13 protein-coding genes are annotated in these 25592 nt (G+C 41.0%); 4 read left to right on the top strand and 9 right to left on the bottom strand.

What is annotated here, in order from left to right; translation table 11 throughout:
- Positions 1-32: 32 nt before the first annotated feature.
- Positions 33-1550: a PhnE/PtxC family ABC transporter permease gene (locus SFRI_RS12750; protein WP_011637937.1), complete on the top strand. Its 1518-nt coding sequence runs from the start codon at positions 33-35 to the stop codon at positions 1548-1550.
- Between the two features lie 112 nt (positions 1551-1662).
- On the opposite strand, the gene SFRI_RS12745 is transcribed toward SFRI_RS12750, so the two are convergent.
- A complete protein-coding gene (locus SFRI_RS12745; RefSeq protein ID WP_011637936.1) occupies positions 1663-2337 on the bottom strand; it encodes a LysE family translocator in 675 nt (224 codons plus the stop codon).
- Positions 2338-2524: 187 nt separating this feature from the next.
- Complete coding sequence (locus SFRI_RS12740) at positions 2525-3835, bottom strand: dicarboxylate/amino acid:cation symporter (protein WP_011637935.1); 1311 nt, start codon at positions 3833-3835, stop codon at positions 2525-2527.
- 223 nt (positions 3836-4058) lie between these two features.
- Between SFRI_RS12740 and SFRI_RS12735 the strand changes: the two genes are divergently transcribed.
- Positions 4059-6521, top strand: coding sequence for a hypothetical protein (locus SFRI_RS12735; RefSeq protein WP_011637934.1), 2463 nt, complete (start codon positions 4059-4061; stop codon positions 6519-6521).
- A 158-nt stretch (positions 6522-6679) separates the two neighbouring features.
- On the opposite strand, the gene astB is transcribed toward SFRI_RS12735, so the two are convergent.
- Positions 6680-8014, bottom strand: coding sequence for an N-succinylarginine dihydrolase (astB, locus tag SFRI_RS12730; protein WP_011637933.1), 1335 nt, complete (start codon positions 8012-8014; stop codon positions 6680-6682).
- Positions 8015-8405: 391 nt separating this feature from the next.
- On the opposite strand from astB, the gene topA reads away from it, so the two are divergent.
- Entirely contained in the window at positions 8406-11045 is a 2640-nt protein-coding gene (topA, locus tag SFRI_RS12725; protein ID WP_041413613.1) for a type I DNA topoisomerase, read from the top strand.
- A gap of 286 nt (positions 11046-11331) precedes the next feature.
- On the opposite strand, the gene pta is transcribed toward topA, so the two are convergent.
- Positions 11332-13479 carry a phosphate acetyltransferase gene (gene pta, locus SFRI_RS12720; protein ID WP_011637931.1) on the bottom strand — a complete coding sequence of 716 codons (2148 nt, stop codon included), beginning with the start codon at positions 13477-13479 and terminating at the stop codon, positions 11332-11334.
- Positions 13480-13541: 62 nt separating this feature from the next.
- Positions 13542-14744: an acetate kinase gene (ackA, locus tag SFRI_RS12715; RefSeq protein WP_011637930.1), complete on the bottom strand. Its 1203-nt coding sequence runs from the start codon at positions 14742-14744 to the stop codon at positions 13542-13544.
- A 229-nt stretch (positions 14745-14973) separates the two neighbouring features.
- Between ackA and yfbV the strand changes: the two genes are divergently transcribed.
- Positions 14974-15411, top strand: a complete 438-nt coding sequence (yfbV, locus tag SFRI_RS12710; RefSeq protein ID WP_011637929.1) for a terminus macrodomain insulation protein YfbV — start codon at positions 14974-14976, stop codon at positions 15409-15411.
- Between the two features lie 53 nt (positions 15412-15464).
- Here yfbV and pflA read toward each other — a convergent pair whose 3' ends face one another.
- The 4 genes from pflA to SFRI_RS12690 form a co-directional block, all read right to left on the bottom strand.
- Positions 15465-16202 (bottom strand): pyruvate formate lyase 1-activating protein, encoded by a 738-nt coding sequence (gene pflA, locus SFRI_RS12705; RefSeq protein ID WP_011637928.1) that lies wholly within the window; start codon positions 16200-16202, stop codon positions 15465-15467.
- Between the two features lie 78 nt (positions 16203-16280).
- The gene (gene pflB / locus SFRI_RS12700; protein WP_011637927.1) at positions 16281-18563 is read right to left on the bottom strand and encodes a formate C-acetyltransferase; all 2283 of its coding nucleotides are present in this window, start codon (positions 18561-18563) and stop codon (positions 16281-16283) included.
- 405 nt (positions 18564-18968) lie between these two features.
- Entirely contained in the window at positions 18969-20501 is a 1533-nt protein-coding gene (locus tag SFRI_RS12695) for a DUF3360 family protein (RefSeq protein WP_011637926.1), read from the bottom strand.
- A 686-nt stretch (positions 20502-21187) separates the two neighbouring features.
- Entirely contained in the window at positions 21188-24061 is a 2874-nt protein-coding gene (locus tag SFRI_RS12690; RefSeq protein WP_011637925.1) for a TonB-dependent receptor domain-containing protein, read from the bottom strand.
- Positions 24062-25592: the final 1531 nt, after the last annotated feature.

Here is a 25592-nt window from a genome sequence, read left to right as displayed (position 1 = left end):
CTATTTATCTTCATTCTATCCCCGTTTTTATAATGCCTAAAATGATTGCTTACAGTCGTTACTATTTTGTAGGGCATTGGCAGAAAATCACTCTGTTGCTTTTACTTATGGTCTCCGTGTGTTGGTTTTTTGCCGATACCGAGGTGATAGCACTCGATCCTTGGTCTGAGCTTGGCCGCATGTGGCAAGGCTTCGTGCATCCTGACTTTTTCGCGACAGAGTATTTACTTGATGCGCTGTGGCAAACCATTAGTTTTGCATTGCTTGGGATTACGATTGGGTTGCTATTGGGTTTTCCACTCGCATTGTGGTATCAACATCCTTTGGTTGCGGCAATGTGTGCATTTATCCGTGCTATACATGAGATATTTTGGGCATTGATATTCTTACAGATATTTGGTCTTTCAGCCATTACCGGTATTTTAGCAATAGCGCTTCCTTATGCTGCTACTTTTGCTCGTGTGTTTGCAGATATTTTACAGCAGGCACCAATGCATACCTTATTTTCACTGCCTAAAGGCACCGATAAACTGTCTGCATTTATATATGGTCGATGGATGCACATGTATCCGCAGATTGTCGATTATATTCGTTACCGTTTTGAGTGCGCGCTTCGAAGCAGTGCAGTGTTAGGCTTTATTGGTATGCCAACATTAGGGTTTTATTTAGAATCCGCTTTTCGTCAGGGGCATTATCAGCAAGGTGGTGCACTATTAATCTTATTTGTGTTGTTAATTGGTAGTATACGTTTTTGGGCTAAACCGATAATGCTTTGGCTGTATTTACCGCTTGCAGTGTACTTCTTACCCCCCATTCCTGTTATCGATTCACAACTCATTTGGCGCTTTGTCAGTGTCGATGTTTTACCGCCTATGCTTCAAGGACAACCATTTTTGAGCTGGTTTGACACAGATAAACTGTCGCAGATCGTTAACTGGAGTTATACATTAATCAGCCAGCAAGTGTTTCCCGGGATGGTCGCGACCTTAGTTCTGGCTTTTTGTGCCTTGGGATTAACCCATGTGCTAACGCTGGTATTATTGCCTTTTAATACTCGTTTGATGATGCCAAAAGTGGTTATTTTAATCATGAGGGCGGTGAATTTAATATTACGTTCATTGCCTGAGTATTTATTGGCTTTTGTGTTTATGATGCTATTAGGGCCATCGATGTTGCCAGCGATTATCGCGTTAGCGCTGCACAATAGTGGCCTGATGGTCTTTTTAATGTCACGTCAAGCCGACAGTGTTAGCGTGCCGCTGACGTATCGACCGCGGATTGATCAGTACAGTTATTTGGTGCTGCCAGCTATATACCCTCATTTTATGGGACTGTTGTTTTATCGATTTGAAGTGATTATCCGTGAAACGGCCATCTTGGGCATGCTTGGGGTAATGACATTAGGCTTTTATGTCGACAGTAATTTTTCTGAAATTCGTTTTAGTGGGGCATTATTGCTGCTGGTGTTCACTGCGGGTTTGAATGTGGTGGTGGATTATTTAGCGCGACGATTATTGCATTACCCTCGCAACCGTTTACAGGCTTGCTAAAGTATCTTGGTTTAGAGCGATAGAAGGTAGCGTCATTGCACAAGCAGGTAACTGTTTGAGCAAAATAGTCAGTTTACTCATCTTTTTATTTACTCGAATTCAATCATGTTTATCACTGAGAGATAATTTGATGAATTATATTATTAGCAATCGTGACTGCAACGGCAATAAAAATAACCCCAACGAGTAGATCTATAATGGTATTGGCCGCGAGCAATTTTTGCTGTACTCGAGGTTTTGATAGGATCAGTGCGAGTAAGCTAAACCACGCCAATGACAACACAAATAATAATACCGTGGCGGCAATTTTTGTTTGGTAATTGACTTGCGGTGTAATTAATACAGAAAATAAAGTAATAAAAAATATCAATGCTTTAGGATTCAGTAGGTTGGTATATAGTCCAATTTTAAATCCCTTTAATGATGATATCAGTGCCGCTTTTGCCACATTCTGCTGCATTGATGGCATGTCTGAATTACGGCGTTTGCTGATAATACTGGTGATCGCTGATTTGAGCGCCCCATATCCCATCCATGCTAAATAGCTACTGCCAATCAGTTGCACGGCCATAAAGGCAACATGAGACTGTTGGATCATCACACTGATGCCCATCAACGACAAAAAGGTGTGAATTAAGATAGCGACAGCAATGCCTAAGGCACAATAAAGCGCAGTTAAGCGTGTTTGCTGTGTGGCCATTTTAACGATAATGGCAAAGTCAGGTCCTGGGCTCATTAATGCCACAATGTGAATAACCGCTAAACCAGCCAATAAAGTCATGTCCATATATATTCCGTTTTTTATAAATTCAAGCTGGTGAGATTTTTGTTGATATCTATTTGTTCATATCAATTTGTTGATGTCTATGAGAGCTTACTTCAATGTAAGTTGATGATAATGGCACATTTATGCAGCAAAAAGATAATAAAAAAGCGCTAAATTAGCGCTTTTTTATATAGGTTAAGCTTAATTATTATTTTTTGGCATTAAGCACTTGCTCTTCAAAACTTTTGGCGGCTTTACCTGCTTGCGAATCGTTGAATACTTCTTCATTAAATTCGCCTTCAGATTTGGCAATGATCACTGTGGCTACCGCATCACCAGTGACGTTCACCGCTGTGCGGATCATATCTAGCATTCTGTCTACACCAATAATCAAGGCAATACCTTCAACAGGTAAACCTACTTGGTTTAATACCATTGCCAGCATAATAAGGCCTACACCAGGCACACCCGCAGTACCGATAGATGCCAGCGTGGCCGTTACCACAACAGTAGCGTAATCCATGATGCTCAGTTCAATACCAAATACTTGAGCAATAAATACCGTAGCAACACCCTGCATAATGGCAGTGCCATCCATGTTGAGTGTGGCACCGAGTGGTAAGGTGAATGAGGCTATTTTGTTGTCAACGCCCATTCTGTGCTCAGCCGTTTCAATGGTAACCGGCAATGTTGCATTAGAACTTGCGGTACTAAAAGCAAACAGCTGTACGTCGCGGATTTTACGTAAAAACATTAACGGGCTGAGACCCGAGAACATTTTTAATAAAGTCGGGTAAACCACTAAGCCTTGGATAAATAAAACGGCAACCACGAGGAAGAAGTATTTGACGACACTACCAAATGTTTCTAATCCCAACGTTAAACTCAGCTTAGCCATTAATGCGAACACACCATAAGGTGCCAGTTGCATAATTAACGTCACCACTCGCATGATCACATCATTCAAATCATTAAAGAATGAGGCAACACGAGTACCTCGTTCACCAATATGAGAAATGGCAAATCCAAAAATTACCGCAAAAATAATGATCTGCAGCATATTGCCTTCACTCATGGCTTGCATCGGATTTGTCGGTACTATATTAATAAGAACCTCGGACAAACTTGGTGCATCTTTAACGGTATATTCTAAAGCATTGCCTGCAAGGCTGGCATTTCCTGGGTGGATAAGTACAGCGGCTAAAATCGCGATAGTGAGTGCTATTGCAGTGGTAAATAAATAGAAAGCAATCGTTTTACCACCTAGGCGACCTAATTTAGACGGGTCACTTAACGAGCTTGTGTCGCACACCAGTGAAATGAATACCAATGGTACAACGAGCATTTTTAAGCTTGAAATAAAGATAGTACCGATGACATGAAGGAAACCTTCAGTAATATATTCTTTAATGAATAGACTGTCTGGGAACACATTCCTTAACAACAGGCCTAAAATTATGCCTGCAGCCATACCAATTAAAATTTTGCTCGTGAGCCCGAGCTTGCGTTGTTTACTCACAGAGTGTTCCTTCTCATCATATTATTTTATGTCTTTATTGAATGCGCTAAAGACTAGCAGGAATCGACAACTTAGGAAATGGCCTAAAAGTGAAAGTTTTCGCCAATAAATAGCGAAGAAAATAGTAGAGTTATGCTAAAGTTATAAGATGTTTGCGTATTGTTAATGTATAAGTAACTATAATAATTCTTAAGTTTATTTTAATGTAACAGGGAGCCTGACAATGAGGTCAGCATATAAAGTTTATTTCGCGCTTTTATGTTCTTTTTTTCTCGTCGCATGTGGCGGCGGTGGCAGTATAACCGATGATGGAACCGGAGGTGGGACTACACCAGACCCAACCATATCTATTTCATTAAGTATCGACAACGATCAAGTTTCTGTTGCTGAACCTGCAGTTATTACTGCAACAGTGAAAGACTCAACGGGTGCAGCTGTCAGCACGCTTGTTTCATTTACGCTTAATAATGATGATTACGGTACATTTTCACCAAGTACCGGTGAAGTTGTCACCAATTCAAGCGGTGTTGCTACTATCCAACTCAATACCGCAGAAATTAATACTGGAGCAACAGTAACCGCGACTACCACGTCAGGTGAAAGTGCAGCATTATTTGTCACTATGACGGGTGATGGCGGTGTTGCAGGCGGTGGTGCTCAAGTGTCATTGGTATTAACTGATGCAGCTGGAAACGCTATTCAATCGATTAGCACTTTATCACCAGGTAAATTAACTGCAACAGTTACAGGTATTACTAGGTCCTCTATTGTTACATTTGAAAGCCCTATCGGTGATTTACCCGTTAAAACTGCAGTAACTAATGCACAAGGTAAAGCTACCGTTGATATTTATGCAGGTAGCTCGCTAGGTGCCGGTGAAGCAACAGCGACATTATCAACCAATGAAACCGGTTCAACTATTGTTGTTGTCGGAGCTACCAACGTTGTGATGGGCAGTGGTACACCATTTGTTGAAGGTGTCGCTGCTATTAGTGCTACTGATTTATCCGCGGGTGGAACAGCGACTGTAACCGTGTCGATTCAAGATGATTTAGGTAATGCTTTTACACAACCTGTGGACGTAAATTTTTCATCTACTTGTGCTACTAAAATTCCTGCGCAAGCAGTGATAAGCTCACCAGTATCGTCAAGTAATGGTGTCGCAACCTCAACGTATCGTGCTGAAGGTTGTGTGGGTGAAGACCAAATTAATGTGACTGCCAATGCTGGTGGCATCAGTTTATCTGCAGTAGGTACCATCAATATACTTCAGGCTGACGTTGGCAGTATTGTGTTTGTTTCAGCAGTACCAGAGAACATCAGTATTTTAGGGACTGGCGGCACTGAGTCATCTGTAGTTAAATTTAAAGTTTTGGATAAAAATGGCAATGTGGTAGCTAACCAAAATGTTAAATTTGCACTAAATACTACTGTAGGTGGGGTTAAAATTGATCCCCTGCAAGCTACTACAGATAATAGTGGTATTGTGCAAACGGTAGTAACCACAGGTACAGTAGCGACTTCTTTACGTGTGACTGCAACGGTAGACAATGGTGCAATTCCGACAATATCGAGTCAGTCTAGCCAGCTAATTGTGTCTACGGGTATTCCAGATCAAGATAGTTTCTCATTAGCTGCAACGATATTAAATCCAGAAGGCTGGAATGTTGACGGTACAGAAGTGACGGTTACTGCACGTATGGCTGATGCATTTAACAACCCTGTACCCGATGGGACAACGGTATCTTTTACCACTGAGGGGGGGTCTATTGAAGATGCCTGTCAAACACTTAATGGTGCATGTTCTGTAGTGTGGACGAGTCAACTACCAAGACCAGAAGGTCAGATAATTCTGAATGGCGCCGGTCAGATGTATCGTAATCCTAATGCTGCATTAGCTTATGATGCCACTTTAGATCTTTATGGAAATATCTATGGCCAAAAATACGGTGGACGTGCAACCGTTACAGCCACTGCAATTGGTGAAGAGTCTTTTCCAGATTTAAATGGTAATGGTCGTTTTGATGCATCAGAAGCAAATACGTTTCTTACGGGGACAGATGTGACTGGTCAGTCATTTGATTTAAATGATGCATATAATGACTATAATGAAGATGGCCTCTTTAATCCGCAACAAACCGGTGGTCAAGCTGGTGGCACATTAGAAGAGTTAATCGATTTTAACTCCAATGGTATATTTGATGTAAAAGACGGTAAATATAATGGTGTGCTTTGTTCTGACCCTGTGCACAGTGCATGTGCTGATGGCGTAAGTGATTCAAAGTCATTATTTGTTCGCAGAAGCTTAACATTAGTGATGTCTGGAAGTACTGCGTATGCTACTGCTCCCGCTGATATTGTAGTTGACGATAGCACTGGCATTCATTCTGGTGCAAGCAGTATGGTTATTGTGGGTAAAGGCTCTGCAACTGCAACATTTACGATTTCAGATTTGCATAATCAACAAATGCCAGCAGGTTCGATCGTAAGATTTACCACGTCAGCGGGCTCGGTGGTGAGTTCAAGCGAATATACATGGCCAAGTACCAACTACAATGGTGGTCGTCAGTTTACAACAACTATTAAAGGCGAAGATGAGCCGAACTCTGGTGTCTTCCTTGTAGAAGTAGAATCACCAAATGGTTTAGTCACTCCAGTGGTATCCATTGGTGTAACAATTCTATAATTGATGTTGGTAGCTAGCTTGTTAGTTTAAATTGATTAAAAGGCGCATTTAGCGTCTTTTTTATTGGTTCGATTTTAGAATGTAAACAAAAAAGCCAACAGCTAATACTGTTGGCTTTTACAAATATGTTACTCAATTATTTATTCGGTCAGTTCAGACTATCTTTGGAACAGATATACGCTACCTAATTTTAATATTTGTGTGAGTTCATCTAATGCGGTGCGTGATTCAATAATTAATTGTGGGTCGGCTAGATCGCTTACCGTGAGTTGATCACGATAATGTCTATCAACCCAGGTATTTAAGCGCGTAAATAAACCGTCATCCATTAATGTGTTTTGATTAACTGCAGCGACTTCTTGTTCGTTCATCGCGACTCGTAAGCGTAAACATGCTGGACCGCCACCGTTTTGCATACTTTGCTTAACATCGTAATAACGCACTTGTTTGATTGGTGTGCCTAAAGTAACGAGTTCATTTAAGTAAGCAAATACTGCAGGGTTTTCTTGGCAATTTGTGGGCGCAATAATAGCCATTTCACCAGAAGGTAAAGTAATAATTTGTGTATTAAACAAGTAACTACGAACTGCATCATCAATGGATACTTGCTCTGTGGTTACTTTGACAAAATACATGTCAGAGTTCATTTTTCGACGAATTTCATCAAACTTTGTTTCGGTATCTAAAAACGCTTGTTCGTGATAAAACAGCACATTTTTATTACCCACTGAAATGACGTCATTGTGGAATACACCCTGGTCAATTACATTTGGATTTTGCTGCATAAACACGCAGCTTTCATCTTCAAGTTGATGTAAGCGTGCTACAGCTTGAGATGCTTCCAAAGTTTGACGTGCTGGATATTTTGTTGGTTTAGGGGCGTCAGGATTAGTGGCTGTTTGGCCATAAACAAATAGCTCAACGCCAGCATGACCGTATTCAGAACATAAACGTGTGTGATTAGCGGCGCCTTCATCACCAAAGCTTGCGTGTTCTGGTAAATGTTGATGATGTTTAAAATAGCGATCATTGTTAAATGTTGCCTGCAAAATATTGCCCGTGGTGACAGGTTCAATACTGCGATGTAATTTATCAACTAAATTAGCAGGGGTGAAGTGAACTTTTCCGTCACGAGTGTCAGCACTGGGTGAAACTGTAGCCGCATTAGCTGTCCACATACTTGATGCGCTGCAACAAGCATTAAGTAACGCAGGAGCCTGCTGAGCGGCTTTTTGTAAAACCTCAGCGTCAGACCCAGAAAAACCAATTCGACGCAATGTATAAAGGTCTGGGCGCTCTTGTGGGGCTAATACACCTTGTACCATACCTAAATCTGCTAATGACTTGGCTTTTTGCAAACCTTGTTTCGCTGCCGCTTTAGGATTTGAGGTTTGGGCCGCATTACTAAATGAGGCCACATTACCAAATGATAATCCGGCATAATTATGGGTTGGTCCAACCAAGCCATCAAAGTTAGCTTCAAAATGCTTCATTCGTGATCCTTGAGAATTTTAGTGAATAATTATTATTGTAGTTGCACTTATTTGTGTTACTTATAAAAAAGGAACGTGATTGTTCATGTCAGTTAACGCTAATTTAACCCCAGTATACTGAAGCTATAAGGGTTAACAAGGTGTGGTTAATTTGTACAAATGTTTATAAATGACTAAAAATGCACTGAAGGTGCTCGCAAGTATCATTAAGTGAAAAATTACGTTTAAAAAACGCATATTATTTTTTACATTTTTTATTTTTGATTCAATTCTGATTAAAAAATGACTTACTAGCCATGTAAAAGAGGGATTAACTTGAAACTATTGTCTCAACCCTCTATATATGGAATCAATTTTCTTTTTTTCGAGACTTTTTGGCGCAAATAAAACTATGGGTAAATCGCTAGTTATTGTCGAATCGCCGGCCAAAGCCAAGACAATTAATAAATATCTTGGTAAAGACTTCATTGTGAAGTCGAGTGTAGGTCATATACGTGACTTACCAACTTCGTCTACTTCTGACGGTACAACTGTGACTAAAACCGCAGCAGAAGTTAAGAAATTATCTCCTGAAGAAAAAGCTAAATACAAGCTAATCAGAGACAAACAAGCGCTTGTGGCGCGTATGGGTGTTAACCCAGATAAAGGCTGGGCAGCCAAGTATCAAATCCTGCCTGGTAAAGAAAAAGTTGTTAAAGAATTGAAAGCGTTAGCAGAAACTGCTGACCAAATATATCTCGCAACGGATTTGGACCGTGAAGGGGAAGCCATTGCCTGGCATTTACAGGAAATTATTGGTGGTGATCCTTCACGGTATCAGCGAGTTGTGTTCAACGAAATTACTAAAACTGCGATTCAAGATGCGTTTAGTAAACCGTCGGTACTTGATACCAATATGGTTAATGCCCAGCAAGCTCGTCGTTTTTTAGACCGCGTTGTTGGCTTTATGGTGTCACCATTATTATGGAAAAAAGTCGCTCGTGGTTTATCTGCTGGGCGTGTTCAGTCGGTAGCAGTTCGCTTAGTTGTAGAGCGTGAAAGTGAAATTAAAGCGTTTGTTCCAGAAGAGTTTTGGGATATCCATGCTGAATTAAATACACCTACCGCCGCTAGCTTGAAAATGCAGGTGATGAAATATCAATCTGCTGCATTTGAACCGATTAATGAAGCACAAGCTAAAGTTGCTGTCGATGCGTTGCGTGATGCAACGTATGTTGTCACTGCGCGTGAAGATAAAGCAACCTCAAGCAAACCTTCGGCACCTTATATTACGTCGACGTTACAGCAAGCTGCCAGTACTCGTCTTAGTTTTGGTGTTAAGAAAACCATGATGATGGCGCAGCGTTTGTATGAAGCTGGTCACATTACGTACATGCGTACCGATTCAACCAATTTGAGTAAAGAAGCGGTTGAAAACTTACGCGAAATGATTGCTGCCGAGTTCGGTGACAAGTATTTACCGGCAGAACCTATTCGTTATGGCAGCAAAGAGGGCGCTCAAGAGGCGCATGAAGCTATTAGACCGTCAAACGTGGCTGTGCAGTCCGCTTCGTTAACCGATATGGAAAGAGACGCTCAGCGCTTGTATGAGCTTATCTGGCGTCAATTTGTGTCCTGTCAAATGACACCTGCTCAATATGATGCAACACGTTTAACGGTAACCGCGGGTGATTACGAATTAAAAGCCAGTGGCCGTACCTTACGTTTTGATGGTTGGACTCGTGTTCAGCCACAAGTGAGTAAGAAAAACGAAGAAGATAAGACACTGCCAGTCGTTGCAAAAGGCGACAAATTAGTGCTTGAAACGTTGTCGCCAAAACAACACTTTACCAAGCCTGCGCCGCGTTACAGCGAAGCATCTTTAGTTAAAGAGCTTGAGAAGCGTGGTATTGGTCGTCCTTCAACGTATGCGACGATTATTTCAACCATTCAGGATCGTGGTTACGTTAAAGTTGATAACCGCCGTTTCTTTGCTGAAAAAATGGGTGAGATTGTCAGCGAACGCTTAGTCGGCAGTTTTAAAGAATTAATGAGCTACGACTTTACCGCCAGCATGGAGCAAACATTAGATGATGTTGCTCAAGGTAAGCTGGACTGGAAAAAAGTATTAGACGGTTTTTATGGCGACTTTACCAAGCAGTTATTGTTGGCCGAGTTAGATCCTGATGAAGGTGGTATGCGCCCTAATGAGATGGTATTAACAGACGACATTAAGTGTCCAACCTGTTGCCGTCCAATGGGTATTCGCACTGGTTCAACAGGGGTTTTCTTAGGTTGTTCTGGTTATGCGTTACCACCTAAAGAACGTTGTAAGACCACGCTTAACTTAACCCCAGGTGAAGAAGCTGTAAGCGACAATGAAGATGGCGAAACGGAAGCGTTACGTGCTAAACATCGTTGTGGTAAGTGTGGTACGGCGATGGATAGTTATCTCATTGACGAGACGCGTAAATTGCATGTTTGTGGTAATAACCCGTCATGTGATGGTTACGAAGTTGAAGCCGGACAATTTAAGATTAAAGGTTATGAAGGTCCAATTATTGAGTGCGATCGTTGCGGCAATAATATGGAACTTAAAAATGGTAGATTTGGTAAGTATTTTGGTTGCACCAATAGCGAGTGTAAAAACACCCGTAAGTTGCTGAGAAGCGGCGAAGCGGCGCCACCAAAAGAAGATCCTATCTTCTTACCTGAATTGAAATGTACTAAATCGGATGCTCACTTTGTGCTTCGTGATGGTGCTGCGGGCATATTTTTAGCTGCCAGTACTTTCCCTAAATCGCGTGAAACACGTGCGCCGTTAGTGGAAGAGTTAGTTCAGTATCGTGATTTGTTATGGCCTAAATATGCGTATCTTGCTGATGCGCCAGTCGAAGATGATGAAGGCAATAAAGCCTCGGTTAAATTTAGTCGTAAAACGAAAGAGCAGTATGTTGCTACTGAAGTTGACGGTAAAGCTACCGGTTGGTCTTCTAAGTTTATCGGCGGTAAATGGGTTAGTGAATCAACTAAGAAAAAAGCGAAGAAATAACTTTTAGCTTTGGTTGCAACATAACCCTGTTCATTAACGCTACCCATACGGGTAGCGTTTTTGTTTGTGTCACAAATGGGTATAGACCGTAATCCGTTTTAGTAAAGATAATAGGGTTAGTGAGCAAACCTGTTTTAACTCTCGATAAGCAAGAACACTCGATATATAAGAACTTTCGATATAAAAACAAAGATGACAGATACAAAAAAGCACTGATTATTATCAGTGCTTTTTTAGTGACAAAACATTACCAATCTACATCGATGTTAAGCCGAAATAGAGCAAATTATTTGGCACTATTTTGAGCAGCTTGAATGGCCGTTAACGCAATGGTGTAGACAATATCATCGACTAATGCGCCGCGTGATAAATCGTTAACCGGTTTACGCATACCTTGAAGCATTGGACCGATGCTGATTAAATCAGCACTACGCTGTACCGCCTTGTATGTGGTGTTACCCGTGTTTAAATCTGGGAACACAAATACGGTTGCTTTACCTGCGACAGGGCTGTCAGGTGCTTTAGAGAGCGCTACGTTAGGCATGACTGCTGCATCGTATTGCAATGGACCATCGATAATCAAGTCCGGACGTTTTTCTTTCGCGATTCGTGTGGCTTCACGTACTTTATCAACATCAGAACCGGTGCCAGAAGTACCCGTTGAGTAACTGATCATCGCAACGCGAGGCTCAATACCAAAGGCTTTAGCTGATTCAGCTGACTGAATCGCAATATCGGCTAGCTGCTCAGGATTTGGATCTGGGTTAATCGCGCAATCGCCATACACTAGGACTTGATCAGGCATCAGCATGAAGAAAATCGACGACACTAAGCTAGAACCCGGTGCCGTTTTGATCAACTGCAATGGTGGGCGAATAGTATGTGCCGTGGTATGAATAGCACCGGATACAATTCCATCTACTTCATCTTGTGCCAGCATCATGGTACCAAGTACCATGTTGTCTTCAAGTTGCTCACGGGCAACAACTTCTGTTAACCCTTTGCTACGACGTAATTCGAGCATAGGCTCAACGTACTTTTCACGCACGCTTTCTGGCTCAATGATTTCGATGCCTTCACCTAAAATAACATCTTGTTGCGATGCAACGCGTAAAATCTCTTCGCGATTACCGATTAACACGCAACGAGCAATACCCCGTTCAGCACAGATAGATGCTGCTTTTACGGTTCTTGGCTCTTCACCTTCAGGAAGCACGATAGTTTTACGGGCAGCACGGGCTAGCTCGGTTAACTTGTAACGGAATGCCGGAGGAGATAGACGGTGTTCACGTGGAGAATCCTGGGTAACACTTTCAATCCAGGTTTGGTCAATATGACTGGCCACGTATTCTTGCACTTTTTCAACGCGCACCGCATCATCCACAGGCACTTCATGATCAAAGCGTTGAATATTGAGCGAGGTCTGCCATGTATTTGAATCAATTAAAAATACTGGCAAGCCTGTTTCAAAAGCTTGTTCACATAATTTCATTATTTCTGGTTCAGGCGGGTAGCCCCCAGTAAGCAACAACGCGCCAATTTTAACGCCGTTCATCGCTGCTAAACATGCAGACACTATCACGTCGGAGCGATCGCCAGAAGTTACTAACAATGAATTTGTTTTGATGTGAGTAACCATGTTAGGCAGGCTACGAGCACAAAATGTTACACGGCGCATACGACGAGTATGCATTTCACCGGCATTAATGATTTTGGCATTTAAGTGCTTGGCCAAATCAGATGCACGCGGGGCAATTAGCTCTAAATTGTATGGCACACTACCTAATATACGCAGCGGACTTTTACCCGGAAGTTGGAACATTCCCGAGCTATCAACGGCATTCATATTTTTATCATCAAATACTTCAGATAAATCAGGACGAGTGCGACCTTCATTGTCAACTGGAGCACCAATTTTATTGATGATAGCGCCAATTAAACGTTTGTTTTTCTGTCCACCCCAAGAGTTAAAGGCGATTTCTAATCGATTCATTAATCCATTAGGCGTATCGTTACCAGGGGTTGCGATGAAAATAACATCGGCGTCTAATGCTTTGGCAATTTCATAGTTAATGTCATCAGCAAATGGATGGCTACGTGTTGGTACTAAGCCTTCAACCACTAGGATTTCAGTATTACTGGCGCATTCTGCTGCGCGGGCAATAATCTGTTCCAGTAGGACATCAGTTTGCTCTGAACGGATTAACGCTTCAGCATGGACCATTGAATAAGGTTCCAACGGATTGACGGTTGGAGAAGTACTTAAAATAGTGGTTGAACGTTCTGGACCAGTATCACCAGATCGAATTTGAGCAATAGGTTTAAAAAATTGGACTTTAACGCCTTTGCGTTCAAGCGCACGAACCATACCTAAGCTTAGTGATGTTAATCCCACTCCAATACCGATTGGAATAAGCATAATATTACGAGACATAACGACCTCTTGTGTGCGTATTGTTCATATTAATTAACCGAATATAAGACCGAATAGGTTGCTTATTTGGCTGTGATTAGCTTAATGGCATCTTCGGCAATAACCCACTCTTCATTTGTCGGTATGACCATAGCAATTGGGCTACCTACTTGAGTAATGATGCCTTGCTGGCCAAAGCGAGCCGCTTTATTCAAGTTATCATCGACTTTGAAGTTAAATATTGCTAATAAATTAAGCACTTTCTCACGAATAAGGTCTGAGTTTTCGCCAATACCGCCAGTAAAGATAATGGCGTCTAAACGCCCTAATGGCACAGTGTAAGAGGCGATATATTTGGCTAAACGATAGCAGAAGATATCTAAGGCTAATGTGGCACCTTTGTGACCGTCTTGATAACCTTCTTCAATACCACGACAATCGTTGGTGAGCTCTGAAATGCCCAGTAAACCACTTTGCTTATTCAATAGGTTATTGACTTCATCAAGGGTATAGCCAAGTTGTTTAACTAAATGGAAAATAATTGATGGGTCTAAATCGCCGCAACGTGTACCCATGACTAAACCTTCAAGCGGGGTTAAGCCCATTGAAGTGTCGACACTTTTACCATCTTTAATCGCGGTTACTGATGCGCCATTGCCTAAATGAGCACAAATAATATTGGTGTCTTTAGTCTCTTTGCCTAAGACTTTGGCTGCTTCACGACAAATATAGATATTGCTAGTACCATGCATGCCATAACGACGAATGCTATGTTCACGATACAATTTGTAAGGAAGGGCATAAATATATGCCTTTTCGGGCATGGTTTGATGGAATGCGGTGTCAAATACTGCAACTTGTGGCAACGCTGGGAATGAGGCAAGTGCGGCACGAATACCAATTAAATGCGCAGGATTATGCAGAGGTGCTAATGACGCACAATCTTCAATACCCTGAATGACTTCAGGAGTCACAATAACCGAGCGAGTAAACTTTTCGCCACCATGGACGATACGATGACCAACGGCTTTAATTTGTGCCGCAAGTTCTGGGTGTTCTGCCAAGATGTTATTAACGATAAATTCTACCGCTTCGCGATGCGCAGTAAAAGCACCTAATTTGGCTTCATTCTTGCCGCCATCAAATTTCCACTTAATGCGCGAATCTTCTAAACCAAAACATTCAGCTAATCCAGAAACTTTATCATCGCCTGATTGAGCATCAATGATGGCAAATTTTAATGATGAGCTACCGCAGTTGAGCACGAGTACTAATTTGTCTGACATGTTAACGCCTTTTAAGTCAATGAAACTAAATAAAATAGTAAAATTCCATTTTGATTAAGGTTTATGATGATTCTTTCATAAACGCCACACTTCGTTGTTCTTACCGTGATTTACGACTGAAAGTTAAATCAGTATAGATGCAAATCAGCCAGTGCATTTGGGGCATGACACTGTATTATGTTATCGTTATACTCATGTCCTAAGCAGTAAAGGTAGCCGTATATTGAACATGAATTTGGTTAAATTACTTGGCGATGGTCAACGTTATATGAAGACCTGGCCAATGGTTAGGCAACTTGGGTTTTATTTCCCAGAGTACCGCGTCGTTAAAGCGACTCAATTAGCGATTATTGCTATGCCTGTGTTGGCATTAGTCGTTGCGTCTAGCCAGCTATACGTATTTGGCTGGGATTATTTACCGCAAGCATTAACTATGTTGCTGTTTTTTATTAGCCTGCCATTACAAGGCTTATTATGGCTAGGTTGGCGAGCGAGCCATCCGTTACCGTTATCATTATTTGATTGGGGCAACCAACTCACCTCTGCATTGACTAAGATGGGTATCCATTGCCAACCTTTGGGCGCAAGAGCCTGTTATTCTGATATGGCTACCATTTTGAAACTGGCTTTTGAACGTTTAGACCAAAGTTACTGGGATGAATTGTAATTCATCTTATGTATAAGTCAGTGCTAATTTACATCTGTTTATCGTTTTTGTGACTAAAATGTAGCGTTAATACCTCGGTCGACAAACACTTGCTGAATTCTCTGCATAATCTCTGTACTTGGCGGTGAAATATCCGCCAAAGTATACGTTTCGCCAAAAGCTTGCCATTTATGTTCCCCTAACGGGTGATAAGGCAGTAATTCAACTTTTTCAACATTGCTCATCGGTTTAATGAACTCAGCGAGTGCGATGGCTGATTCGACATCTTCAGTAAATCCTGCGACAACCACATAACGGATCCAGGTTTTTATATTTCGTGTGGCAAGATATTGTGCAAATTGTAGTGTTCGATGGTTGCTGACTTTCGTCAGTTCGATGTGCTTGGCATCGTCCATTTGTTTGATATCAAGTAACACTAAGTCGGTATTGTCGAGCAATTCATCTATCACCGGTTCGTATTTACGCACAAAACCGTTGGTGTCTAAACAGGTGTGTACCCCCTGGCTTTTGCAGGCTTTAAACAACTCGCTGACAAATTGAGCTTGTAAAATTGCTTCACCACCACTGGCTGTAATACCACCACCGCTGGCTTCTAAAAAGGGTTGATAAGAAATGACTTGGCTCATTATTTCATCAACAGAAACTTCCTTGCCGCCATCTAGATCCCATGTATCACGATTATGACAATATTGGCAGCGCATAAGACAGCCTTGCATAAAAGCGATGTAGCGAATTCCTGGACCGTCAACGGTTCCGAATGATTCCACTGAATGTATGCGACCTAACGTCATTGTTGTTCCTTAAAATGAATATAAAAAAGGCTGTATCGATAAGATGTTACACATCGATACAGCCAATTTTAGCAGAGACTACATACTTTTAGTAAATGTACGAGTAATCACGTCTTGCTGCTGCTCAGGGGTGAGCGCATTAAAGCGAACGGCATAACCCGATACACGAATAGTTAATTGTGGATATTTATCCGGATTAACAATTGCATCCTCTAACATTTCACGGTTCATCACGTTAACGTTTAAGTGTTGACCACCTTCACGGTTAGGCTTGCTTAAGAAGTAGCCATCCATCAGTGACGCTAGGTTAGTACGACGACCCGTATCATCTTTACCTAATGCATTCGGCACGATAGAGAAAGTATAAGAAACACCATCTTGTGCGTGGGCAAATGGTAGTTTAGCCACTGATGTTAATGAAGCAATTGCGCCATTTTCATCACGGCCATGCATTGGGTTTGCACCAGGCGCAAACGGTGCGCCTGAACGACGACCATCAGGAGTGTTACCGGTTTTCTTACCATAAACTACGTTTGAAGTGATGGTTAAGATTGATTGTGTTGGAATGGCATTACGATACATTTTTTTAGTGCGAATTTTCGCCATAAAACGTTCAACTAAATCGCAAGCAATGTCATCGACGCGAGCATCATTGTTACCAAATTTTGGATAATCACCTTGAATGTCAAAATCAACCGCAATACCATTTTCATCACGAATAGGCTTAACTTGAGCAAACTTAATCGCTGACAATGAATCGGCGGCAATTGATAAACCAGCAATACCACACGCCATTGTACGGCGGACATCACGGTCATGTAATGCCATTAACGCAGACTCGTAAGAGTATTTGTCATGCATAAAGTGAATAGCGTTAAGTGCAGACACATACTGCGTTGCAAGCCAGTCCATTAAACCATCAAGACGTGACATAACATCATCAAACTCAAGAACATCAGCAGTGATTGGATCAGCTTTTGGTGCAATTTGGGTTTTAAGCTTTTCGTCAACACCACCGTTAATGGCGTATAACATGGTTTTGGCTAAGTTAGCGCGAGCACCGAAGAACTGCATATGTTTACCCAAAATCATTGGGCTAACACAACAAGCAATGGCGTAATCGTCTGACTCAAAGTCTGGGCGCATTAAGTCATCGTTTTCGTATTGAATTGAACTAGTGTCAATTGATACTTTGGCACAGTAACTTTTAAAACCTTGTGGCAATTTTGTTGACCACAATACAGTAATGTTTGGCTCTGGGCTTGGACCCATGTTGTACAAGGTATGTAAGAAACGGAAGCTTGATTTAGTTACTAATGTGCGACCATCAAGACCCATACCTGCGATAGATTCAGTTGCCCAAATTGGATCGCCTGAGAATAGTTCGTCGTATTCAGGTGTGCGAAGGAAACGAACCATACGTAACTTCATTACGAAATGGTCAACCATTTCTTGTGCTTGCTGCTCAGTAAGAACACCATTTTTAATGTCACGTTCAATATAAGCATCAATGAATGTTGAAGTACGACCAAGTGACATTGCTGCGCCATTTTGGCTTTTTACTGCAGCAAGGTAACCAAAGTAGGTCCATTGAATGGCTTCTTTAGCATTTTGGGCTGGGACAGAAATATCACAACCGTATTTAGCTGCCATCACTTTCATTTGGCCTAAAGCACGATGTTGCTCAGCAATTTCTTCACGTAATTGGATCACACTTGATAAGTCTTCGCCTGCTTCAAACTGCGCTTGCAGTGAACTGAATTGGGCAAACTTATCTTTCATTAGATAATTAATACCGTACAAAGCAATACGACGGTAGTCACCAATAATACGACCACGACCATAAGCATCAGGTAAACCCGTTAATATACCTGACTTACGGCAAGCCATAATTTCAGGAGTATAGACATCAAACACGCCTTGGTTATGGGTTTTACGTAATTCAGAGTAAACGTAATTTACATCGCTGTTCAGTTCACGGCCATAAGCTTTGCATGAACCTTCAACCATACGAATACCACCATTAGGCAGCATGGCACGCTTTAATGGCGCTTCAGTTTGCAAACCAACGATAGTTTCAAGGTCTTTATTGATATAACCAGCATCATGAGAGGTAATGGTAGAAACCATTTCTGTGTCGAAATCGACAGGAGCATGAGTTTGGTTTTCTTGCTTGATGCCTTCCATTACTTTGTCCCACAAAGTTAATGTTGCATCTGTTGCACCTGCTAAGAATGATTCATCACCCTCATATGGTGTGTAATTTTGTTGGATAAAGTCACGTACGTTAACTTCAGTTTTCCAATCGCCAGCTACGAAACCTTCCCACGCGTTGGCAAATAGTTCGGTTTTATCTGTCATTTACTTAACCCTCTGGTTGATTTTCTACGGATATCATCACAATTAACACTAAGTGTTGTTATCCGTTGAGTACTTACATTCTGTAGTCTAGGTTGATTCGCTAGACTGAGCCGTTTACATCTTCTGCGACATTGATGGCAGAAATGTTCCGCCTGGCTTGTGTAATGACGCTAATCGATATTGTTTCGGTTAATGAACTAAATGGTAAGACCAATTATCCATGGCTTGATAATAGCACAGCGCGATGACGATATCGGCTGCTTTCGCTAACGGAATATCAAAAGTGTTAACTGGCTAACAAATCTGTTTAGAAGTTGGAGTAGCACGCGGCAATTTTTGACAAATAAAAAGCGAGATCGTTGCCGATCTCGCTTTTTATTGATGGTATTACCGAGCATAACTGGATTATAGCAACGCTGGAATCCCTTCGATCATGCCTACTGCTAACATCGCCGCCAAACAAATCACAAAGGCTAGGCTTGGGATAACAATACGGTCTGCAAACGACAAGGTTTTAGGACGTTCTTTATCACCAATCAAGCCATTGTTATCAAGTAACATGGTCAAAGCCCAAGCTAATACTGGGTTAGCAACGAATGCAGCGAAAATACAGATACCTGCGGCCTGGCTGCTAGTTGTGTCTTTAACCATCTGTAAACCCGCTTCTAATAACGGTAGGAATACACCGACTAAAAGCGCAATCGACATAACAGGACGCCACACGGTGATATCCATAGGATAACCAATGATAGCCACAATAATACATAAGCTACCGAGTAGGATCGCGCCAGCAGGAATAGGGCGTTTGGCAATGGCTGCGGGGATCATGTAAGTGCCCCATGATGAGGTAATATTACCGCCACCTACTGCCGTACCAACGATCTGCCTTACTGAACAGGTTGTCATCGTATCATCAACATCCATCAGTACTTTTTCAGCACCTTTTGGATAATTTAACTCTTGGAAAATACGATGGCCAAGAAAGTCTGGTGACCACATGGCAACAGCAAGAATGGCGAACGGTAATGATGCAATAAAATGAGCAGCATTTGGTAAGCCTAACTGCCAACCATGTTCAGTTGAACCCCACCAATAAACAGGATTGAGATTTGGGATGCCTGGAGCGGTAGTAAATTGTAGATCCAAACCTGCGCCAAGACCAAATGCCAGAGCAACAGCCGCGATAGAGCACAGCGGAATAGCCAACCAACGCTTGCCATATTTGGCTAATGCAGCATAAATAATGACATTGATTAACAAGATGGTAAATGCAACATAACCGAGTGAATAGTCAAGACTATGTTTGGCTTGCAGTCCTCCAGCCCAGTCAAACAAAGAACCTATCTGACTTTTAGCCCCCATAAATCCTAAGAACACTAATAAACCGCCGGCCACACCGCTACTGGTGAGGTTAACCAGTTTCGATCCCCCTTTGAAATAACTTAAAATTAAGCCAAATATACCAATGAGGATTGCTAACGCTAACGGATGAGCACCAGCAAGCGCGATGGTACCAATCAACGGGATCATTGGTCCATGGTTGCCACCAAGGTTTGCTCTTGGGTTAATAAAACCGGAGCTAATAATGCAGAAGAGTAAAGCAGGGATGAGCATTTCTACGCGGACAATTTGGATAGCAAATTCTGCCCCAAGATTGACGTGGTCCCATTTTTCACTTAAGCCTGCAGCCCAAGCAGCCATTACTGCAGAATACATAACAGTAATACCAATGGTTCCTGCTATTGCTGGGACTAAGTCTTCCCATTCAAAACGAAAATCACGCCCAGGAAGATTGAGTCCCCAGCGTTTTGGCTTCATTATCTTGAGTTCATTTTCTAGATAGGCATCGCGAGTTTCAAACTCGCTAGCAGGGCGGTGAAGCTCGCTATAGCTTGCTTCATGAGCTTGTGTATCTGAATTACTGACTGTGTCTGACATAATTTCTCATTCTCCGAAAAGAACAGGTTAATCCATCAAATGATGAAGTTTAAGTGTGTTCCATTGAAGTGATGGCTATGTCCATAAGAGCAGCTTGCCGGTGAGCCGCAATGGCTCTTATCACTTTGCTCAGCTGCGATGCCTTTAATTAGGGAAGCATTACAGTGATGTCCTTATTATGATCTTTCTTGGTAAGACCAATTTACCTTGTGGATTTTAGCATAGCGATGCGATCGCATCACTTGGTATCAAGAAAGTTGATGTTTTGTTTGCTAGAAGTGAGAGCTGGATAACAAGTTGATTGCAAAATCAGATCCGTAAATTAGCCTAGATTTGAAGTTTGATTGTTATGCAGATGACAAATTAATACTCAGCATCAATATAATTGATATAGAGTATCATAAATTAAAAGTTTTACTTAAGGCTTGCAGACGTTATTTAAAGGTGCGACTTGGCTGGTAATGTTTGACGACATCAACATTAAAGTGATGTGCTTAATCAGCTAATGCGGTAACGCTCATAATACTGTGAGTATGACTCTGTGGTTGTTTTTCGCTATGGTGTTGATACTGAGACTGGGGGAAACTTTATTGCTAGGCGATATTTAAAATAATTTTATAGACATAAAAAAACGGCATCCGAAGATGCCGTTATTACAAATAAACCTATCGCTTATAACGAATAGTTTAGAACTTGTAAGTAGCCGTAGTATGGAAGAAACGGCCAACGTTATCGTAAGCTGAACTATCAGTATCAGTACCTGTGTAGCCGTAAGGTAATTCACGGTTAAACACGTTGTCGATACCAAACTTCAATCTAATACCTGAATCGAAGTTGTATGCAACTGCCATATCGTTGATAAAGTAATCGCCAAATTCCATGTTGCTATTAGGATTCGCGTTTAAGGCTAATTCCTTATCAGTATAAAGGCTTACACCCTCGACATAGCGCGTTCTCCAGCTAACATCCCAGCTATCGATTGAGTAACTTAGGCTCCAGTTTGCTTGCCATTCAGCATAGCCAGCCGTGCCTGCAAGTTCTTCAAAGGTATCTGGTTCATCCTGGAATGAAAAGTCTTTACGTTTTAGTAGACGAGTCGCAATAAGGTTAGTGCGTACGTCACCACTAAAGGCTTCAAAGTTATAACCAATATCAAAGTCAATACCAGCAGCTTCAAGCGACGCAATGTTCAACGAGAACTGTCTAATTTGAGTGATTTCGTGGCTAGTTGAATCACGAGTAATCAAACTACAGTATTCATTATTCACACCAGATTTAGAATCAACACAACGATCGATAATATCTTGGGCGCCAACAGCACTGATGGCATTTTCGATCTCAATATTCCAATAATCGGTAGTGATCGATAAACCATCAATAAAATCAGGTTGATAAACAATCCCTAACGTGAAACTTTTCGATTCTTCTGCTTGTAGCTCGCGATTACCACCACTTAATCCTTCAAGCGTTTTATCGTCGTAGTCAGCGTCAAAACCAGCAGGGATCCCTAACGCCGCACAGTTAGCTTGGCGTTGAGTTGGATCAGCCAGATCATTTAAGTTTTTAGCACGACAAGAGTCATCTACAGAGAAGAATGTTTGGCTTGCAGCACCATAAAGCTCACTGATGTTAGGTGCACGAATAGCTTCTGAGTATGTAGTACGAACGCGGATCTGATCATCAACTTCCCAGCTTAAACCCGTTTTCCATGTTGTAGCATTACCAATGGTGCTGTAATCAGCAAAGCGTATTGCAAGATCTAAGTCTAGCTGACGTACCATTGGTAAATCGGCTAACAAAGGAAGCGTGATTTCAGCAAAGATTTCGCTTACATCAAAATCGCCTTTATCTTCGCCTAATGCATTGAAGAAAGTACCTGCTGCATTTGAAGGTTCAAATATCTCACTTTCTTCTTTACGGTATTCAACACCAGTAGAGAAGCCTGCATAACCGGCAGGTAATTCAAATAAACTAGAGTTAGTTAGTGAGCCACCTAATACGGTTTGCTTAATAATCGATGTACCAGTTGAAGCGGTATTAATATAATTAATCGCATCTTGACTTGGTGCGCCAAAACCAAAAATGTTGACTGGCACACAGCCTGCATCTCTAGCTGACTGATCACGACAAACCGCAATCCCGTTTTCTAATACAGAATCAAGGGCGTTGGTGTAATTGTCATAGATTAAGTTATTTTTATTAACGCGCTCTAAATCAGTTTGACCATAAATAGCATAGGCATCGTAATCCCAATCTTGGAATACTATACCTTCAAGACCGATAACATAACGTTGAGTTTCGCGAGTATCATCTTCAATGCGCGCACCCAAGTCCGTCATAAAACGACGAATATTAAGTGTATCTAATGGCGCTGAATTACCGTCGCTATCCTTGTTTGCTTTCATTAAAGCAACCAGTTCAGGATTGATAAAAGCGTTATCAATTTTGATATCGTTAACCGGATTACCAAAGAAAAATGCTGGTTGACCTTCATCTGTTGATTGGCTGTTAACGTATTTAGCTTCAAAATAAACGTTATGATTATCGTTAAGCTGGTAGTTTGCTTTAAAGTTAATATTGTAACGTTCGAATTCAGGTTGTAATTCTACAAACTGGTTTAAGTTAGTGACATCGCAATTTGCACAACGAATACCATCAACATTTTGACCGCTATAAACATCGCTTAATGAGCCATCAGGGTTAAAGCTTTTCCAACCATCTAAATTGAAGGTACCGGCATTACTAATTGTGTAGTGACCTGCATTAGGAGTCCATATTTTGTCTGGATCTGATGGGTCATTATTATCTTCAGTGCGGTTTTTATTTGCTAGGCTCGAAAAAGCAGTTGAAGTCTGATCGCGATCAAATGCTCTTAATTGCTCTTGAGCGCTGTACTCAACCGCAAAGGCAACGTTACCATCACCCTGGGCAAAATCAGAACCATAAGATAATGAGAAACGGTCTTTATTGTGACCACTATCGTCAGCCCAACCTTTGGTTGCAGATACATCTAAGCCATTAATATCTTTCTTTAAAATGAAGTTTACAACACCGGTTACCGCATCGGCACCGTAAATTGCAGATGCACCGCCGGTAATTACTTCAACTCTATCGATCCATACACTTGGAATGGTATTGACGTCGACTGAAGAAGTACCTGCAGAACTTGATACATGGCGTTTACCGTCCACTAACACGAGTGTTCTGGCGGTACCCATGCTTCTTAAATCGAGTAAGTTAAGACCCGAAGTACCAATAAAGCGGCCTGAGTTGGCAAGTGAGTAGGTGTTACCTAGTGCAGGTAATTGGTTTAGCGCTTCACCAATATTTGTTACACCAGTTGATAATAACTCGTCGCCAGTAATTACTGTAACTGGCGTTGGTGCAACAGCACCTTCACGAATAATTCGTGAGCCCGTTACCGAGATTCTCTCGACAGCAGGTGCAGTATTCGCTGCGTCTTCTGCTGCAACAGTATTGAATGTGGTTGCTGCAGAAACGGCAACGCCACTGATTAGCGCAAAGCGAATAGCTTTGGCTAAATGTGAATTAGCTTGCATATTTTAACTCCCTGAAATATTTTTTTATTATGATGTAATCATTGAGATCATTTTTAATATAAAAATGAAACAAAGTTACACAGCTATTGATATAAGCACACCTAAATAAAAAAACAATATCAGGTCATCATGTTGATGACTTGCAACACACATACAATTAAACTCATTTTTATTAACATTTAGAGATCATAACCATTATAAAGTTATAATAATGTAAATCTCATCATTACAGTGTAATTTTAAGTGGGTTTATTTGTTAATTACATGGGTGTAAATCATTGCTTTATTGTTTTGTGGATAGTTAATTTAGCCTAACTTGTTAATGCTATGTATATAAATTATTTTTAATTTTTATGTGAAAAAATATAACGTAGCGTTTTTTTTAGTTAAATTACACATTTCACATGTTTATAAATTTGTTTCATGCACATAATTAATATGGTTTTTACCTAAATAAATCTTGGTATTGACCTTTTTTATATTAGAACATCATTCATTAATTGAATAGTTATGGTGTTTAAGTAATTTGTTATTCGATTGTTTAACATTCGGAGCAACATAGTCTTGATTGCCTTAGTTAAATTTTTTTAAACAAAAACGCCAGTAATAAGCATTGCAGATACCTTATCAATAAGAATTATCAATAAGAATTATCAATAATGGCTACGATCCATGATTGATAATGCGTAATAAAATCCTGTTTTATTGATGTAGGTTTTTATAATCACAAAATCAATCTGTAAATAACACCGATGATAAAGCCTAATGTCGATAGAACGCTGCCACATAAATGAAGGTGATTCCAATTTTTTATTGGCAAATGTAGGCATATGAATTTCTGTCGTAATAGCGGATGCAAAGTAAATACTCATTAAGATATCTACTTTTTTATTAAACAGTGAACTGTAGGGGTAGACTTTGCATGGGTTACTGTTTTAGCTCGGTTAATAATCATAAGATTTAAGAGTGCAACGACAAAACTAGCGATAATACTATCGGGGAAATGCGGAAGTAGTTGTACAGGTTGCCGTATTCATGTTTGCACGATAACGATGAGTTAACTGGCTCAGCAGCCGCAAACATAATGGTTTACATTGCACTGTGACAAAACCACGTATAACCGTTAATGCGCATCACTAATAACATCAATAGTAACATCAACATTCACATCAATATCAGTACCAGCATCAGTTATAAATCCATCAACTCTTTCATCATCTTTACCACCGGTATCATTCTATTTTATGGATGCTGATATTACAGAATCGTGAATCAATAATATTGATGGTCGCCATCATTATTATCAGATTTTATTCTGATTATTTCAAAGGTAGTCTTATGTTTGACAAGAAGGCTGCCATGAATATTAGAAATAACGATGATGTGTATCTGTATATTTCTTTAATATTTATGCTGCAGCCAAAGAATAACCATTAGTGTATTTGGAATGTAGTTTATGACTGCTTTAACAACAAAAACGTCAACGGTGCCGATACAGAGTGTTTACACACAAGACGCTGCGAATAGTGCA

The organism is Shewanella frigidimarina NCIMB 400, from assembly GCF_000014705.1.
Taxonomy (GTDB): Bacteria; Pseudomonadota; Gammaproteobacteria; order Enterobacterales; family Shewanellaceae; genus Shewanella; species Shewanella frigidimarina.
This window is presented reverse-complemented; position numbering and strand designations above follow the sequence as displayed.